This window comes from Candidatus Methylomirabilota bacterium (genome assembly GCA_035764725.1).
In the GTDB taxonomy this organism is placed as follows: Bacteria; Methylomirabilota; Methylomirabilia; order Rokubacteriales; family CSP1-6; genus DASRWT01.
Window position 1 is genome coordinate 14,866 of sequence record DASTYT010000128.1, and the last position, 17,213, is coordinate 32,078.

Annotated in this window: 15 protein-coding genes and 1 pseudogene; 9 read left to right on the top strand and 7 right to left on the bottom strand. The window is 71.3% G+C overall.

All coding sequences use genetic code 11. From position 1 onward, the window contains the following. Positions 1-97 precede the first annotated feature (97 nt). The gene (gene rpiA, locus VFX14_21185) at positions 98-787 is read left to right on the top strand and encodes a ribose-5-phosphate isomerase RpiA (GenBank protein ID HEU5192213.1); all 690 of its coding nucleotides are present in this window, start codon (positions 98-100) and stop codon (positions 785-787) included. A gap of 4 nt (positions 788-791) precedes the next feature. Here the strand turns inward: rpiA and VFX14_21190 are convergent, their stop codons facing one another. The 3 genes from VFX14_21190 to gnd are packed head-to-tail and all read right to left on the bottom strand — an operon-like array spanning position 792 to position 2,425. Further along, positions 792-1,103 (bottom strand): hypothetical protein, encoded by a 312-nt coding sequence (locus VFX14_21190; GenBank protein HEU5192214.1) that lies wholly within the window; start codon positions 1,101-1,103, stop codon positions 792-794. Between the two features lie 26 nt (positions 1,104-1,129). Next, entirely contained in the window at positions 1,130-1,342 is a 213-nt protein-coding gene (locus VFX14_21195; GenBank protein HEU5192215.1) for a hypothetical protein, read from the bottom strand. A gap of 15 nt (positions 1,343-1,357) precedes the next feature. Continuing rightward, positions 1,358-2,425 carry a decarboxylating 6-phosphogluconate dehydrogenase gene (gene gnd / locus VFX14_21200; protein ID HEU5192216.1) on the bottom strand — a complete coding sequence of 356 codons (1,068 nt, stop codon included), beginning with the start codon at positions 2,423-2,425 and terminating at the stop codon, positions 1,358-1,360. 24 nt (positions 2,426-2,449) lie between these two features. Here gnd and VFX14_21205 point away from each other — a divergent pair, with 24 nt between their 5' ends. The 7 genes and pseudogenes from VFX14_21205 to VFX14_21235 all read left to right on the top strand — a co-directional run bounded on the left by VFX14_21205 (position 2,450) and on the right by VFX14_21235 (position 9,045). Beyond that, positions 2,450-3,400 (top strand): chromate resistance protein ChrB domain-containing protein, encoded by a 951-nt coding sequence (locus tag VFX14_21205; GenBank protein HEU5192217.1) that lies wholly within the window; start codon positions 2,450-2,452, stop codon positions 3,398-3,400. Next, complete coding sequence (locus tag VFX14_21210; GenBank protein ID HEU5192218.1) at positions 3,400-4,380, top strand: ornithine cyclodeaminase family protein; 981 nt, start codon at positions 3,400-3,402, stop codon at positions 4,378-4,380. The genes VFX14_21205 and VFX14_21210 overlap by 1 nt, the downstream gene beginning before the upstream one ends. Further along, positions 4,373-5,590 carry a chromate efflux transporter gene (gene chrA / locus VFX14_21215; GenBank protein ID HEU5192219.1) on the top strand — a complete coding sequence of 406 codons (1,218 nt, stop codon included), beginning with the start codon at positions 4,373-4,375 and terminating at the stop codon, positions 5,588-5,590. The genes VFX14_21210 and chrA overlap by 8 nt, the downstream gene beginning before the upstream one ends. Further along, a complete protein-coding gene (locus VFX14_21220) occupies positions 5,587-6,726 on the top strand; it encodes a chromate transporter (GenBank protein ID HEU5192220.1) in 1,140 nt (379 codons plus the stop codon). The genes chrA and VFX14_21220 overlap by 4 nt, the downstream gene beginning before the upstream one ends. Before the next feature lie 24 nt (positions 6,727-6,750). Then, positions 6,751-7,173 (top strand): annotated as a pseudogene (locus VFX14_21225) (chromate resistance protein ChrB domain-containing protein). Positions 7,174-7,574: 401 nt separating this feature from the next. Further along, complete coding sequence (locus VFX14_21230) at positions 7,575-8,501, top strand: hypothetical protein (protein ID HEU5192221.1); 927 nt, start codon at positions 7,575-7,577, stop codon at positions 8,499-8,501. A 109-nt stretch (positions 8,502-8,610) separates the two neighbouring features. Further along, positions 8,611-9,045 (top strand): hypothetical protein, encoded by a 435-nt coding sequence (locus VFX14_21235; protein ID HEU5192222.1) that lies wholly within the window; start codon positions 8,611-8,613, stop codon positions 9,043-9,045. Between the two features lie 32 nt (positions 9,046-9,077). Here VFX14_21235 and VFX14_21240 read toward each other — a convergent pair whose 3' ends face one another. From VFX14_21240 to VFX14_21255, 4 genes are all read right to left on the bottom strand, one after another. Further along, entirely contained in the window at positions 9,078-9,857 is a 780-nt protein-coding gene (locus VFX14_21240; GenBank protein HEU5192223.1) for an enoyl-CoA hydratase/isomerase family protein, read from the bottom strand. 2 nt (positions 9,858-9,859) lie between these two features. Next, on the bottom strand, positions 9,860-11,116 hold the full coding sequence (locus VFX14_21245) for an OmpA family protein (GenBank protein HEU5192224.1): 1,257 nt from the start codon (positions 11,114-11,116) through the stop codon (positions 9,860-9,862). After that, on the bottom strand, positions 11,107-12,294 hold the full coding sequence (locus VFX14_21250) for a hypothetical protein (GenBank protein ID HEU5192225.1): 1,188 nt from the start codon (positions 12,292-12,294) through the stop codon (positions 11,107-11,109). The genes VFX14_21245 and VFX14_21250 overlap by 10 nt, the downstream gene beginning before the upstream one ends. An 87-nt stretch (positions 12,295-12,381) precedes the next feature. After that, positions 12,382-13,917 (bottom strand): ATP-binding protein, encoded by a 1,536-nt coding sequence (locus VFX14_21255; GenBank protein ID HEU5192226.1) that lies wholly within the window; start codon positions 13,915-13,917, stop codon positions 12,382-12,384. A 179-nt stretch (positions 13,918-14,096) separates the two neighbouring features. Here VFX14_21255 and VFX14_21260 point away from each other — a divergent pair. Next, positions 14,097-17,213: histidine kinase dimerization/phospho-acceptor domain-containing protein (locus VFX14_21260; protein ID HEU5192227.1), on the top strand; the 3,117-nt coding region annotated here is incomplete at its 3' end.

Here is a 17,213-nt window from a genome sequence, read left to right on the forward strand (position 1 = left end):
CACGGCAGGGACGCATCGAAGGCTTCCGATCCTCGCGCCGGCGCGCGGGCCATTCAAACTGGACGCCGGGCCCCCCCGGGGCGTAGGGTCCGAGGACATGGCGGGGACGCTGACCGACAAGGACGCCGCAGCCCTGGCAGCGCACGCTCTGGGCTTCGTGAGCGCCGGCCAGACCATCGGGCTCGGCACCGGCCGGGCCGCGAAGGCTTTCATCCACGCCCTCGGCCACGCGGTGCAGTCCGGCCTCCGCGTCGCCGGCGTCCCCACCTCGGAGGCCACGGCGGCGCTTGCGCGCGAGCTGGGCATCCCGCTGATCTCGCTCGACGACGGATCCTCGATCGATCTCGCCGTGGATGGGGCGGACGAGGTCGACCCTCGCCTGGACCTGATCAAGGGCTACGGCGGCGCGCTCCTGCGCGAGAAGGTGGTCGCCGCGGCGGCGCGGCGGCTCGTCATCCTGGTCGGGCGCGAAAAGCTGGTGGACACGCTCGGGACCCGGGGGAAGCTGCCGGTCGAGGTCGCCCCGTTCGCCGTCGGCTTCTGCCGCGCCCGCCTCGCCGCGATCGGGCTCGCGCCCGTGCTGCGCGGGACGGGCGCCGCGATCTTCAGGACCGACAACGGGAATCAGGTCCTCGATTGCGCCGTCGGGCCTATCAGCGATGTGCGCGAGCTGGACGCCCGCGTGCGGGCCATTCCGGGCATCGTGGGCACCGGGCTGTTCCTCGGCATGGCGCACGTCGTGCTCGTGGGCCACGAGGGCCGGATCACGACGATGACGAGGCCCTGAGCGCTCAGCTTCGCGCGTCCAGGCGCACGTCCGCGTGCGTCACGTGGCCGTCGAAGCGGAGCAGCATGGCCCGCGCCTCGTCCTCCACCACCGCCACCGTCGGCTCCGGCCCGGCGAAGCGGCGTATCGCATCGAGCGAGTCCCAGAGCGTGAGCACCGTCACCTCCACCTCGTCGCCGGCGGGGCGCGTGAGCACCGTAGCGCCGCGCTGGCCCTCGAGGCGCTGGAGCGTCGCAAGTAGCGACTCGCGGAAGTACCGCACGTAGCGCTCGGCGCCCTCCGTCGTGGCGCGCGCCGACCACGCTCTCAGGATCAACAGGTGTCCCTCACGTCGTCAGAGGCTCACCCACCAGGCGCGGCCATCGGCCTTGATGAGGGCTCCGCGCTGGCGGGGCGCCACGAGCCGGCGGCATAGCTCGGGGAATCGCGGGGCGGCAGCGTGCGCCAGACGTCCAGGATGGGCGTGGCGATCTTCCACGCCGTCTCGACCATGTCGGCGCGGTAGAAGAGGTGTTGTCGCCGAACCTCGGAGTCGAAGGACGTGGCTTCGGTCATGGCCGGAGCCTCGGCCTAGCCGCCAGTCGGCAGCTCGACGTGGCCGCCGAACTTGTGGCGCATGGCGGACAGCACCTTCTCCGCGAAGGTGTGCTCCTGGCGCGAGCGGAAGCGGGTATAGAGCGAGGCGGAGAGCACGTCCGCGGGCACGCCTTCCTCTATCGCCGCCATGATGGTCCATCGCCCCTCGCCCGAGTCCTGCACGATGCCCGTGTAGTTCGACAGCGTGGGGTTCTCGAGCAGGGCCTGCGCGGTGAGGTCAAGCAGCCACGATGAGATGACTGAGCCCCGCCGCCACACTTCGGCGATCTCCCGGCAGTCGAGGTCGTAGCGGACGTCGGGATCGAGCTCCTTGGAATTCGCGTTGCGGAAGATGTCGAACCCTTCCGCATAGGCCTGCATGAGGCCGTACTCGATGCCGTTGTGCACCATCTTCACGAAGTGGCCCGCGCCCGACGGGCCGCAGTGGAGATACCCCTCCTCCGCGGTGCTGCCGTTGGCCTTCTCGCGGCCCGGTGTCCGCGGGATGGGTCCGCGTCCCGGCGCCAGCGTGCGGAAGATCGGCTCGAGGCGCCGCACCGCGTCGGCGTCGCCGCCGATCATGAGGCAGTAGCCGCGTTCGACCCCCCAGATGCCCCCGCTGGTGCCGACGTCCACGTAGTGCAGGCCCTGCACGCGCAGCGCTTTCGCGCGGCGCACGTCGTCCTTGTGCCGCGAGTTGCCGCCGTCGATGATCGTGTCGCCGGCCTCCATCCGGTGGGCGAGATCGTGCACCACCTGCTCGGTGGCTGCGCCCGCCGGCACCATCACCCACACCACTCGCGGCGGGGTGAGCTTGGCGACCAGGTCATCGAGATTGCTCGTTCCGGTCGCGCCGTCCTTGGCGGCGGCGGCCACCGCCGCCGGATCCGTGGCGAATGCCACCACCTGATGCCCGCCCCTCAGGAGCCGTCGCGCCATGTTGCCGCCCATCCGGCCGAGCCCCACCATGCCGATCTGCATGTCCGTCTCCTTTATTCCAAGGGTACGCGCGGCCGCAACCGCGCCGCCCTGGGGCCGTGAACAATGGGCTTGACAGGTCATGTAACTACTGTTACATCAGGGAACATGAGTGAGACATCCGAGACCCTGCTCCTCCTCTTGGTGGGGCTGCCCCCGAAGCCCTCGAGCCTCCGCGTGCGGGTCTGGCGGCGGCTGCGCTCCCTGGGCGCGGTGCCCCTCAAGCGCTCGGCCTATCTCTTGCCCGACACCCCCGAGCGCTACGAGGACTTCCAGTGGCTGGCGCAGGAGATCGAGCGCGAGGGCGGAGAGGCCACGCTGATCCGCGTCCAGCAGATCGAGAATCTCCGGGCCGACGCAGTGCGGCGCCTCTTCCACGAGCCGCGCGATCGCGACTATCGCCAGCTCGCCGCGCGCTATCGCCGCGTCATTCAGCGGCTGGACAAGAAGAGCCGCGGCGCGGCGGTGCAGGACGAGCTGGCCCGGCTGGCCCGGGACCATCAGCGGCTCCGCGGGGTCGATTTCTTCGACGCCCCGGGCGGCGCGGAGGTGCGCCGCCTGGAGGAGGTCATTGCCATGCGTACACGGCGTCCGGAGGCGGCGGCCCGCGAGCCGCGCCCCACCATCGACCTTTCCACCGTGCGCGGCCGGAAGTGGGTCACGCGGCCCAGGCCACACATCGACCGCATCGCCTCCGCCTGGCTCATTCGCCGCTTCATCGATCCCCAGGCCGAGTTCGTCTTCGCGCCGCCGGCGGAGTTTCCCAAGGACGCGATTCCCTTCGACGCGCCCGGGGTGGAGCTCTCCCATGAGGGCGAGGACTGCACCTTCGAGACCCTGGTGAAGCGCGCCAAGCTGCGTGACCGCCGCCTCACACGCCTCGCCGAGCTGGTGCACGAGGCGGACTTGCGCGACGGCAAGTTCCCCCACGAGGAGGCCCGCGGCATCGACGTGTCGGTGCGGGCGCTCCTCGCCGCGTCCGCCGACGACCATCAGGTGCTCGCGCAGGGGATGGCGCTCTTCGAGGGCCTCTACGCCACGACGCCGCGGAAGAGCTGATGCTGATCCTCTCCCGGCGCGACGTGCTCGATCTCCTGACGCTGCCCGCCTGCATCGAGGCGGTGGAGGGGGCCTTCCGGCTCCACGCCGAGGGTCGTGCCCTCGGCCCAGGCGTGCTCGCCGTACATGCGGTGGGTGGAAGCTTCCACATCAAGGCGGCGGGACTGGCGGGCGAGCGCTGCTATTTCGCCGCCAAGACCAACGCCAACTTCCCCGAGAACCCGCGCCGCCACGGACTCCCCGCTATTCGCGGCACGGTCGTGCTGGCGGATGCCGAGGACGGCGCGCCGCTGGCGGTGATGGACTCGGGCAGCATCACCGCCCTGCGCACGGGAGCGGCCACCGCGGTGGCAGCGCGATACCTGGCGCGGCCCGACGCGCGCACGGCGACGGTGGTGGGCTGCGGCGTGCAGGGGGAGATTCAGCTCGCCGCGTTGGCGGCCGTGCTGCCCCTCGAGCGCGCGTGGGTGCTCGACCTGGACCACGGGCGCGCGGAGGTCATGGCCGCGCGGGCGGGAGAGCGGCTGGGCCTTCACGTGGAGGCCGCGAAGGACCTGGAGGCCGCCCTCCGTGCGAGCGACGTGGCGGCGACCTGCACGCCGTCACGCCGCGCCTTCGTCACATGCGCCATGGTGGCGCCCGGGACGTTCATCGCGGCGGTGGGCGCCGACAATCAGGGCAAGCAGGAGCTCGAGCCCGAGCTGGTTGTCAAAGCCACATTGGTGGTCGACGTCCTCGAGCAGTGCGCCGAGATCGGCGAGCTGCAGCACGCGCTCGCCGCCCGGCTCATGGCGCGCGATGCGGTGCACGCGGAGCTGGCGGACGTGGTGTCGGGGCGGCGTCCGGGCCGCACCCGCGAGGACGAGATCACGGTCTTCGACAGCTCGGGCACCGCCCTGGAAGACGTCGCTGCCGCCGTCGCCGTCTACGAGGCCGCGCGCGCCCAGGGACGGGGCACGGAGGTCGCGATCGATGAGTGAGCATGCTCGCCAGCCCGCGGCCGCCGAGTCGGCGGCGTCCCCCTGGCGAGAGATCGTCACGAGCTTTTTCAAGGTCGGCTCGACCGCCTACGGCGGGCCGGCCATTCTCGGCATGTTGCAGGCAGAGTTCCAGGAAGCGCGGCAGTGGGTGACCAAGCCACGATTCCTCGAGGGCGTGGCGCTGGTGAACGTGCTGCCGGGCGCCACCATGGTGCAGCTCAGCATCTTCCTCGGCTATGTGCGCGCGGGGTGGCGGGGCGGGCTCCTCGCCGGTCTCTGCTTCTCTGTCCCTGGCTTCGTCGTGATGCTGGCCCTCGCGCTGGCCTACGCCACACTGGGCGTGCATCCGATGGTCCGCGGCGCCCTCTACGGTCTCGGGCCGGTGGTGCTGGGGGTCTTCGTCCTGGCGGTCTACCGCCTCGGGTCGTCGGTGTTGCGCGCGCTGCCGCACCGCTTGATCGCCATCGCCGCCGCGCTGGCTGCGCTGGCGAGCCCGCTGGGCACCGTGACGATTCTCCTCCTCGCCGGCGCCGTGGGGCTGTTCCTCTTCCATTCGCGCCGCCTCGGCGGCGTCGCGCTGCTCGCCCTCGCCGCCGCTCTCGTCGGCATCGCGCTCCTGCGGTGGAACGTGGCGGTGCTACCGGGCGCGCCGGGCGAGACGCCGGGGCTCGGCTCGCTGGTGGCGCTCTTCTCCACGATCGGCGCGTTCACGTTCGGGGGCGGGCTCTCCATGATCGCATTGATGGAGGAGCAGGTGGTACGGCGCCTCCACTGGCTCTCGCCCGAGGAGTTCATCGCCGGCCTGGCGCTGGGCCAGCTCACGCCGGGACCCATTCTGATGGTGGCGGCCTACGTGGGCTACAAGCTTCACGGCGCCGTCGGCGCCCTCGCCGGAGCGCTCGCGATGTTCCTCCCCTCGTTCGTGGTGACCCTCGCCGTGCTGCCGCTCTTCGATCGGATGCGGAGCCTCGCCTGGGCGAGGGCGGTGATCCAGGGCGTGGTGCCGGCCGTCATCGGCGTGATGGCGATCGCCATCCTGCGCATGTGGCGCTCGGCGGCGCCGGATCCGCTGGCGACGCTGGTGCTGGTGGCCACGGTGGCGGTGCTGCACCTCTCGCGCGTGACACCCATGAAGGCGATGCTGGGCGGGGCCGCGGTGGGCGTGCTCCGGAGCCGGCTGGTGGCGCTCGGCGCATGGGCTCGGCCATGACGCAGATGCCGCCGGTCGCCTCCGTGACGCGTCCCAGCACCGCCGCGCTGCTCAAGTACTTCCTCTACCTCGGCAGCCTGGGCTTCGGCGGGCCCGTCGCCCTCGTGGGCTACATGCAGCGTGATCTCGTGGAGCAGCGCGGCTGGTTCACGAAGGAGGAATACATGAAGTCGCTGGCGCTGGCCCAGCTGGCGCCGGGTCCGCTGGCCGCGCAGCTCGCCATCTGCCTGGGCTACGTGCACTCGCGCGTGGCCGGCGCCACCCTCGTTTCGGCGGCGTTCATCCTGCCGTCGTTCATCATGACCCTCGCCATCAGCTGGCTCTATGTGCGCTTCGGCGGGCTGCCGTGGATGCAGGCGGCCTTCTACGGCGTGGGCGCCGCGGTGATCGGCATCATCGTGCTCGCCGCGTACAAGCTCGCCAAGCTCACGATCGCGAAGGATCGGGTGCAGTGGGTGATCTTCGCGGTGCTGGCGGTCGTCACCGCGTGGACCGAGTCCGAGATCCTCTGGCTGTTCTTGCTCGCTGGGGTGGTCGCCATGGTGGCGCAGGCGCCGCCGGCCTGGCTCAAGCGTCGCGTGCCCGCGTGCCTGGCGGTGGCCGCCACGCCGGAGGTGCTCGCACAGATCCTCGTGTACTTCGCCAAGGCGGGCGCCTTCGTCTTCGGCAGCGGCCTGGCCATCGTGCCGTTCCTCTACGCCGGCGTGGTGCAGCAGTACCACTGGCTCAACGATCAGCAGTTCATCGACGCGGTGGCGGTGGCCATGCTCACGCCCGGCCCCATCGTCATCACGGTGGCCTTCATCGGCTACCTGGTGGCGAGCTTCCCCGGCGCCGTGGCCGCGGCGGTGGGCGTGTTCCTGCCCGTGTATCTCTTCGTCGTGATCCCGTATCCCTATTTCGATCGCATCAGCGCGAACCCGAAGGTGAAGGCCTTCGTGGCCGGCGTGACCGCGGCGGCCTCGGGGACCATCGCGGGGGCCTGCTTCGTCCTCGCCCGGCGCGCGATTATCGACGTGCCGACCGTGCTGATCGCGCTCGCCGTGCTCGGCATTACCTGGCGGTTCAAGGTACCCGAACCCCTGCTCATCGCCGCCGGCGCGGTGGTGGGGGTCGTCATCATCTCACTCAGATAACCGACCGAACCTGGAGGACGTGCCATGAAGTGGATCACTCGCGAGCGTGCCCGTGTCGACCGGATCGCGTGCCCCTGGCTCATCAGCCGCTTCGTCGATCCCAAGCCCGAGTTCCTGTTCGTGCCCGCCGCGCAGGTACGGGAGGCGGCGGCCCGCGAAGGCGCCATCCCCTATGACATTCCCAACGTGGAGCTGGGCCATCACGGCGCCCACTGCTCGTTCGACGCCTTCCTCGAGCATTACGAGCTGGCGGACCCCGGGCTCGCCGCCCTGGCGCTGATCGTCCGCGGCGCCGACACCGACGACCGGCGGCTCACGCCGGAATCCGCCGGGCTCTACGCGGCGGCTACGGGCTTCCAAGCGACGAGCCGCGACGACTTCGACAACATGGCGCGGCAGTTCCCCATGTACGACGCCCTCTACGCCTATTGCCGAGCCGAGGCGCGCACGGCGGCGCCGCCCCGCGTGCTCTTCGTATGCCTGCACGGCGCGGCGAAGAGCGTGGTGGCCGCCGCGCATTTCCGCCGCCTTGCCGCCGCGCGCGGCCTCTCGATGGACGCGGTCGCCGCAGGCACCGAGCCGGATGCCGAGCTGGCCGGCGCCGCGGTGAAGGGGCTGGCCGCCGAGGGGCTGCGTCCCGGGTTGAGCCGGCCCCGGCCCGTGACCGTGCACGACCTGGAGACGGCCAGCCGCGTCGTGAGCTTCGGCTGCGAGCTGACGCCGACGCACGGCCAGGCGGTCGAGCAGTGGGAAGTGCCCGCGGTCGGCGAGGGCTACGCGGCCGCGCGGGACCGCATCGTGGCCAATGTGGAAAAGCTGGTCGCGGACCTCGCGGCCCGGCGCTAGCCATGCCGCTGCGTCATCTGGGCTTCATCGACCTTCCGCCCCACCTCGGGGCGGGCGGCTTCGACCATGCGGCGGTGCTCGAGCGGAGCGGCCGCGTCTACGTGGCCCATACCGCCAACGACGCGGTGGACGTGCTCGACGTCGCCGCGGGGAAGCACGTGGCCTCGGTGGGGGGGCTGCCCGCGGTGGCGGGCGCCCTCGCCGTGGCCGCGCCCGAGCTCATCGTCACGTCGAATCGCGGGGAGAACACCGTGGGACTCTTCACGCCGGACGCCGGGCCCGCCGTGGTCAAGATCGGCGTGGGCGTGCGGCCCAACGGCCTCGCGCTGGATCCGGGACGGGGCCGGGTGCTCGCCGCCCACGTGGGTGATCCGGCCATCCCGGGCTCCTGCACGGTGTCGCTCCTCGATCTCGCCACGCGGCAACGGCTCGCGGATGTCGCGGTGGCCGGGCGCACGCGGTGGACGGTTCACGACCCGGTGACCGACGCGTTCTTCGTGAACATCATGGAGCCGCCGCAGATCGCCGTGCTGGAGGCCGGCGATCCCTTCGAGGTGCGGCGCGTGATTCCGATTCCGCATGCCGGGCCGCACGGGCTCGATATCGACGTCGTCCGGCGGCGGCTCTACTGCGCCTGTGACGCCGGCGTCTTCCTCGAGATCGACGCGGACCGGGGCGAGATCCTGGCCGCGGAGAGGATTGCCGGCGTGCCGGACGTCGTGTTCCTCAACCCCCGCCGTGGGCGGGTCTACGTCGCGATCGGGGATCCCGGCGTCATCGAGGTGTTCGACACCACGCGGTTTTCACGCGTGGAGACGGTGCGGACCGAGCCCGGTGCGCACACGATCTCGTTCGACGGCGCGCGCCATCTCGTCTGCGCCTTCCTCCCCGCCACGCATCGCGCCGCCGTGTACGAGGACGTCGCCTGAAGGGCGCAGATTACATCTTCGTCGCGATCGCTCACGGAGAACCGACCGCCCGGCGTCGAGCATCGCAAGGGGCAGAAGCACCGCCCCACTGGGCCTGGGAGGTTTCGAAATGAAACACCGTGAGATCGTGGCCGCCTTTGCGTCCTTCGCACTCATCGCCGTCGCCGCCGGCTGCTCGACCACGAGCACTGCGGTGAAATCGGACACGCCCACCGCCACCTCCGGCGTCATCGAGCAGCGTCCGAGCGAGCTGGCCGGCGTCTGGCGCGGCGAATTCTATCAGGTCGGCGGAGATGCGCAGCTCGAGGGTCAGGTGACGCTCGAGGTCAAGGATGACGGTACGTATCAGATGACCGCGAAGCGCTGGGGCGCGGGGAACATCGTCGAGTCAGGCGTGATCGAGACGAGGGGAAACACCGTGACCCTCAAGAGCTCGGCGGGCGCTTCGACGCCGCTGCAACGCTCGGGCGAGAAGATGTACGGGATGACGCTCCACACGTCGGGGCGTCCCATCAAGATCATGGTGGAGCGCGTGAAGAGCTGACGCGAGCGGCCGCGGCGTCGGCGGGGCGCGCGCTAGCGCCCGGTGAAGCGCGGAAGCCGCCCTTCGCGGTGCGCGGCCATGCCCTCGTCGACGTCGCGGCTCCACTCGAGCTGATGCCGGAGCCGGTCGGAGAGCATGCGCGCGGCGGCGAAGCCCTCGGCGCGGCGGACGCTCACGATGCGCTTGGCGCCGCGGATCGCGATGGGCCCGCTCGCGCCGATGTGCGCGGCCAGCGCGTGCGCTTCCGCGCTCAGGCGATCGGCAGGATGGACGGCGAGGACCAGCCCGAGGCGTAGCATTTCGGCCGCGTCGATCTCGCGGCCCGTGCAGATCAGCTCGAGAGCGCGGGCGCGGCCCACGATGTCGGGCAGGCGCACGGGGCCGCCCGCGCCGGGGAAGCCGCCCCACAGGGCCTCGGGCAGCCGGAAGGTCGCGTGCGCGGCGGCGAGCCGGATGTCGCAGGCGAGGGAGAGCTCCGCGGCGCCCGCGCGGGCGGCGCCGTTGTACGCGGCGATGACGATCTGCGGAAGCGCCTCCAGCGCATCGTAGAGCCGGTTGGCGATGCGGACGAGGTCGAGGATCTGCTCCTTGGTGTAGGCGGCCCGCACCATCGGGTTGAGAATGCCCATGGAGAAGAACTCGGCGCCGCTGCCCGTCACCACCACCGCCTGGGCGTCCTCGTCGGCGCCGAGCTCGTCGACGATGCTCTCCATGGCGAGCAGCACGTCGCGGGTGAGACGGTTCTGATCCTCGGGCCCGTCCAGGGTGAGGGTGACGACGCGCTCGGCCCGCTCCACGTGCAGCGTGGTCACGCTCAGGCCCCGGGACAGGGGATGACGCGGAACTCCACCCGGCGGTCCAGAGCGTCCCGCTGATCGTCGGTGCCGCTTCCCACGATGTTCTCGCGCGAGCCGACCCCGGCGGTCTCGATGCGCGAGGCGGGCTCGCGCGACTCCGTGATCAGACGTCCCTTGATGAAGTCGGCGCGCCGCAGCGAGAGCCGCTCGTTGTTCACCTCGGAGCCGGTGCGGCTCGTGTGCCCCACTATTCTTAGACAGGATTTTGTTTCCTTCATCTGGAGGGCGATCTGACGCAGCCACACGGGATACGGCCCGCTGATCTTGGTGTCGGGCCAGAAGTCCGTGCTCCCCGGGCGGAAGAGGAACTTCACGGCGAGATTGTTGGTGGCGAGCCCGAGGGCGACGATCTTGCCGAAGGCCGCCTCGGCGTCGCTGCCGCGCCCGAGGTTCCAGTAGATCATGTAGAGGCCGTTGTAGACGCGGAGCTGCTGACCGTCCTGGCGCTTCGCCGCCTCCTCGTAGTAGGGCAGCGCCTCTGCATACTTGCCCACGTTGATCGCGGCCATCCCCTCGTTCACTACCGCGGAGGTCGGCAGCCGCTCGATGTAGACCGCGTCGGCAGGCTGGGCGGCGGCGGTCTCGGCGGTCTTGATCTGGCCCTCGATCACCCGATCCTTCGCGATCGCCGGGCTCTCGCGGAAGAAGGGCGTGGGCGTGACGTCCACCGAGTCGTCGCGGACGCGCGCGGCCGACTGGGCGACGACCAGGCCGGCGCGGATCTCGGTCATGGACATGTTGAGCCGATAGAGGCCCTTCTCGTTCATCACCGGAGTCATCGTCGAGGTGACCACGTACTCCGCGCGCTTGAGGAACTCCGGCGTGGCCGCGTAGACGTCGAACTGCTTGAACTTGGCCTGCGTGCGCTCGTAGACGAAGGCCTCGGCGAGCAGCGTCGCCTGCGTCTGCTGTCCCGTCGCGGCGTCGATGATGGTGTCCACCACGATCACGCTGCGCTTGGCCTCGGCGCCACCGGCCCTGGGGGCGAAGGCGGGCAGCCGCTGGAGCTGGATGAAGAGGTCGTCCACCGCATAGGCGATGCCCTGCGCGAAGGTGAGATCCGAGCGCTGGGGCGCGGGACGCTCCGGTAGCGGCGGCGCCGCGGCCGGCGGGGGTGGTGGTGGCGGCTGGCTCGCGCAGCCGGCGAAAAACGCCAGTGCGGCGAGCAGCCAGGCGCCGCACATCATCACCATTCGCGAATGGGCTAGCGACATGAGGTCGTCATCTCCCGTTGCTCGTCCGGCGTGAGCGTTTCGCCCAGGGCGGCGCGCTGGAGCAGCCGCGAGCAGCGGGCGCTCGGCTGAGGTGTCGGGGCTGGCGGCACGCTCGGGTGGGGCGCGGCCATCACGCTCTTGGACGGCGGTGCCGCCGGCCGAGGCTTCCGGGCGCCCGCGGCGTCCACGGGGGTCGGGGCCGGCGGCGCGGCGGGCGCGGGCGTGGCCGCCACCGGAGGCGCGGTCGCAGCAGCGGGCTCCGCGGGGGCAGACGCCGCCGGAGCGGACGGTGTGACGGATGCGGCTGCGGGCGCCGGTATCGCCGGAGCGGACGGTGTGACGGGCGCGGAGGACTGCGCCGCCGGCGTGGAGACCGGCGCGGCGGCCGGCGCGGCCGGAGGCACGGGCTGGCGGGGCGCCGCGCTGGTAGCAGCGGGCAGCTCGCGAGTGCCCTGGCGCGACGGCCACGCCACCCAGGCCCCGATGCCGACGCCGACGATCGCGACCGCGGCGATGAGCCCGGCGCCCACGGACCGGCTCCGCGGCGTCGACGTCGCGACGGCGGTCGTCGTGCGGCCCACCGCGCCGAGGCTCTGCAGCGCGGCGTCGATCGCCCCTGCTGACGCGCTCAGGCGAAAGACCTCGTGCTCGCGTCCGTGCTTGTCGGCGCGCAGGCCCAGCGGCTCGAACAGCGTCTGGAAGCTCGCGTCGAGATAGAACACAGCCTCCTGGAAGCTGCGCGATGCGGTCGTCTCCCCCGGGGCGGCGAAGCTCATGATGCGCTCGGCGGAGTTGATCCCCTCGCCGACCATGTTCGGATGCCCGTTCACGTCGGTGACGACCTTCAGGGGCCCCAGGTTGATGCCCAGTCGCAGATCGCCCGAGCGCAGCAGGCTATCGTCGGGTGCGCCGTCGAGCTCGCGACGCAGCCGCAGCGTCAGGCTCAGCGCGTACTCGGGGCTCACCAGGAAGCCCACCGCGGCGCCGTCGCCCGTGTCGAGGACGATGCGGCTCGACGCGGGATACGGCGTGACCAGGCGCTGCAGCAGGCTGGCGAGCTCTTCCTTGGCGGCCAGCTGCGCGGGCACGGACTTCTTCGAGAAGCCCACGATGTCCGCGAAGACGACCGCGGCCATTCGGGTCTGGCGATCGAGCTGGGTGGCGGCAGACTCCTTCATGATCCCGAATCGCCCGCAAGAATAGCGTGTTTCCGGGCCGGCGGGCAGGGGGTTCCGCAGCCTCGGGGCGGGGGGCGCCTGGCGGCGCTAGGGCGCGCCCTGGAGGATCTCGTTGAGCGCGGCGGGGTCCACCGGCTTGACCAGGTGGGCGTCGAAGCCGGCCTCGTGGGACAGCGCGCGGTCCTGGGGCTGGCCGTAGCCGCTGACCGCGATGAGCCGCACCGTGTCGCCCCGCTGCCGGCGGATGCGGCGCGCCGCCTCGTAGCCGTCGATGTCGGGAAGCCCGATGTCCATGATCACGACGTCGGGCGCGTGGCGCACCGCCGCGTCCACGCCCTCGGCGCCGGTGGCCGCTTCCAGCACCTCGTGGCCCAGCATGCGGAGCAAGGTGGCCTGCATGTCGCGCGCGTCGTGATTGTCCTCGACGAGGAGGACGCGCTGCGCCCGCCCCGGCGGCGCGGCGGATGGAGGCGCGTCCATCTTGTCCTCCGGCGCCGCAAGCGGAAGCCGCACCGTGAACCGGGCGCCGCCGCAGGGCTCGTTGCTGGCGCTGACACTCCCGCCGTGCAGCTCCAGGAGCTGGCGCACCAAGGTCAAGCCGATGCCGAGGCCGCCTTCCGTCCGGGCGAGGGTGGGGCTGGCCTGCGCGAACAGATCGAAGATCGCCTCGAGCTTGTCGGGAGGGATGCCGGGGCCGTTGTCCACGACGACAAGGATGGCCGTGCCGGCCTCGACGCTCAGCGAGATCCGGATCGTGCCGTCGATGGGCGTGAATTTCCGCGCATTGTTCAGCAGGTTGCCGATGATCTGCTGCAGGCGCACCGGGTCGCCGGCCACGGTGACGGGGGCCCCGGGCACGGACACGGTCAGGCGCTGGCGCTTGGTGTCGAGCCGGTGCCGCTCCATCTCCACCGCCTGCTCGACCGCAGTGCGCAGATCGACCGACACACGCTCGAGGTCGACCAGCCGGCCGCCGAGCCGCGCCACGTCGAGCAGATCGTCGAGCAGCCGGGCCAGGTGATGCGCCTGACGTTCGATCATCCCGCGCGCGCGGTCCTGCTGCGGGCGCACGGCATCCGGCCGCTCCAGCACGGCGAGCGCGTTGACGATGACGCCGACGGGATTGCGCAGCTCGTGGGCGAGCATCGCGAGGAACTCGTCCTTGGCCTGGTTCGCCAGGCGGGCCTGGGCCAGGGCGGCCTGCTCCAGCCGCCGCAGCTCGTCCCGCTCACGCTCCAGACGCTTCTGCGCGCTGATGTCGCGCGCGATCTTGGACGCGCCCACCACGTGGCCGTCGCGGGCGCGGATGGGCGAGACGGTGAGCGCGATCGGGATGAGGCGACCATCCTTGGTGATGCGCTCGGTCTCGAAGTGCTCGATCGACTGGCCGAGGTGAAGGCGCCGGATGATCTCGTCTTCCTCGAAGAGGCGCTCCTTGGGGATGATGATCGTGATCGGCTGACCCAGCACCTCGCGCTCGGTGTAGCCGAACATGCGCTCCGCCGCACCGTTCCAGGACGTGATCCGGCCCTCGAGGGTCTTGCTGATGATGGCGTCCTCGGCATTGGTGACGATGGCGGCGAGACGGGCGGCATAGGCTTCGGCTTCCGAAAGTGAGTCCATGAGGGGTACCCCGGAGATGGTACCGCGGGTGCATGCCGATCTGCTGCGCGCGTTTGTGCTAAGCAGGACCAAGCGTTTTCAAGTGAGCTGGGGAGAAATTACCGGGTCGCAGTGTTCACATGAGTATGGATAGACAACCCACGAGCGACGTACCTCCCTGGCTGGCGGGTGGGGGCGAGATGGGCGAGCGCATCCGGCGCCTCGACTGGGGCGCGACCCCGCTCGGGCCCATCGCTGCCTGGCCCGAAACGCTCCGCCGCGCCGTCAGCATGGCGCTGCCCTCCAAGGCGCAGATCTGCCTCTTCTGGGGGCCGGAGCTGGTCAAGCTCTACAACGACGCCTACATTCCGGTCCTCGGCCAGAAGCACGGCCGCGTGCTCGGGCTCCCGGGACGGGAGGTGTGGCCCGAGGTCTGGCATCAGCTCGAGCCGCTGCTCGAGGGCGTGGTCCGGACCGGCGAGGCCTTCAAGGCAGACGATCTGCTGTTCCTCATCGAGCGCCACGGCTTTACCGAGGAGACGTATTTCGACGTCTCGTACGATCCCGTGCGCGACGACGCGGGCAAGGTGGACGGCGTGTTCTGCATCGTCACCGAGACCACCGGTCGTGTCCTCGGCGAGCGGCGTCTCCGCGCCCTGCGCGATCTCGGACGCGCCAAGGAGGGGCGCTCGGTGGACGAGGCGTGCCTCCTCGCCCTCGACGCGCTCGCGTCCCACCGCCAGGATCTTCCCTTCGTGCGTCTCTACCTGCTCGAGGAGGCCGGCACGGATGTGCGCGAGGTGGGCGCTCGCGGGGCCGCGACCATCTCGCTCGCCGATCGCGCCTGGCCGTTCGAGGCGGTGGCGCGGAGCGGCGAGGCGGTCGTGATGAAGTCGCCGCCGCCCGAGCTGGCGCACGCGCTGCCGGACACCGCCGCGCCCGAGCGCACGATGGTGCACCCGATCCTGCGCGCGGGGCACTGCGCGGGCTTGATGGTCGTGGGAACGAGCCGCAACCTCGGCCTCGAGGGCGGCTATCGCGACTTTCTGGATCTCGTGGCCACCCAGATCGGCGTGGCGGTGACCCAGGCCTCGTCCTACGAGGAAGCGCGGAAGCGCGCGGAAGCCCTCGCCGAGCTCGACCGCGCCAAGACGGTGTTCTTCAGCAACATCAGCCACGAGTTCCGGACCCCGCTTACCTTGATGCTCGGCCCCCTCGAGGATCTGCTTCGGCGTCCGGCCTCGACGATGGACCCGGGTGAGCACGACTCCCTCGCCCTGATGCACCGGAACGGCCGCCGGCTCCTGAAGCTCGTCAACACGCTGCTCGACTTTTCCCGCATCCAGGCCGGCCGCCACCGAGCGACGTACGAGCCGACGGACCTCGGTCGCCTCACCGCGGAGCTGGCCGGCGTCTTCCGCTCGGCGATCGAGCAAGCCGGCCTTCGGCTCGAGGTGCGCCTGGCTTCGGGCCTCGAGCCCATCTACGTGGACCGCGCGATGTGGGAGAAAATCGTCCTCAACCTCCTCTCCAACGCGCTCAAGTTCACCTTCGAAGGGACCATCAGCGTCGAGCTGGTGGACCACGATACCTCCGTGGAGCTGGTGGTGCGCGACACCGGGATCGGCATCGCCGCCGCCGAGCTGCCGCGCGTGTTCGACCGCTTCCATCGCGTGCAGGCGGCGCGCGCCCGCACCCACGAGGGCTCCGGCATCGGGCTTGCCCTCGTCCTGGAGCTGGTGCGGCTGCACGGCGGCGACGTGCGAGTCGAGAGCGCGCCCGACCGCGGCAGCGCCTTCTTCGTCACGCTGCCCCGTGGCCGGGCGCACCTGCCCGCCGACCACATCGCCGCGGGCTCCGTCGCCTCTTCCGCGTCCAGCGCGCCGGCCTTCCTCGAGGAAGCGCTCGGCTGGCTGCCCCAGGAGGGCGACGAGATCGCGGAGCCGTTTGCCGCCGCCGCGGCGCCCGAGCCCGGGCGGGGAGCCGGCGAGAGCGGCCGCCGCCCGCGCATCCTCGTCGCCGACGACAATGCGGACATGCGGGAGTACGTGGGGCGCCTGCTCGGCACGCGATGGGAGGTGGAGGCGGCCGGCGACGGGCACGCCGCGCTGGCCGCGCTACGGGCCCGTTCCGCCGACCTCATCCTCGCCGACGTCATGATGCCGGGGCTGGACGGCTTCGCGCTGCTGAACGCGGTGCGGGCCGATGCGGCCCTGCGCGGCGTTCCGGTGATCCTCCTCTCGGCGCGCGCCGGCGAGGAGGCGCGGATCGAGGGCCTGGAGGCGGGCGCCGACGACTACGTGACCAAGCCGTTCGCCGCGCGCGAGCTCGTCGCGCGCGTGGAGTCCCACCTCAAGCTCAAGGAGCTGCGCGAGCATGCCGCGGCGGAGCGGGAAGCGCTGCTCGCGCGCGCCGAGGCCGCACGGCGCGAGGCGGAAGAGAAGACCGAGGATCTCGAGACGATCAGCCGCATCGGCCAGCGGCTCAGCGGCCGGACCGAGCTGACTGCTCTGGTCCAGGCCTTCACCGACGAGGCGACGCTGCTGGCGGGGGCGCAGGTCGGCGCGTTCTTCTACAACACGGTCTCCGACAAGGGCGAGTCGCACACGCTCTATGCGATCTCCGGCGTGTCCCGGGCGGCCTTCGAGCAGTTCCCGCTGCCCCGCAGCACCGATCTCCTCGGGCGGACGTTTCGCGGCGAGCGCATCATCCGTCTCGACGACGTGCGTGGGGACCCGAGCTACGGCCGGAGCGCGCCCCACTATGGGATGCCGCTCGGCCACCTTCCCGTCACCAGCTACCTGGCGGTGCCGGTGCTCTCGCGCACCGGTGAGGTGCTCGGCGGGCTCTTCCTGGGCCACGAGCAGCCCGGTATGTTCCCCGAGCGTCTCGAGCCGATCATGGCCGGCGTGGCCGCCCAGCTCGCCATCGCCCTCGACAACGCGCGGCTGCTCGACAAGGAGCAGCGCGCCCGGGCGAGCGCGGAGGCGGCAAGCCGCGCGAAGGACGAGTTCCTCGCCGTGCTCTCGCACGAGCTGCGAACCCCGCTCAACGCGGTGTACGGCTGGGCGCACATGCTGAAGTCGGGCCAGCTCCAGGGCGAGATGCTGACGCGGGCGCTCGAGGTCATCATGCGCAACGCCAACGCCCAGGTGCAGCTCATCGACGACATGCTCGACGTCTCCCGCATCGTCACCGGCAAGATGCGCCTGGACGTGCGGCCGGTGGATCTGCGCACGGTGGTGGAGGCGGCGCTCGACGTGGTCAGGCCCGCCGCGGACGCCAAGAGCCTGCGCCTGCAGGCCGTGCTCGACCCG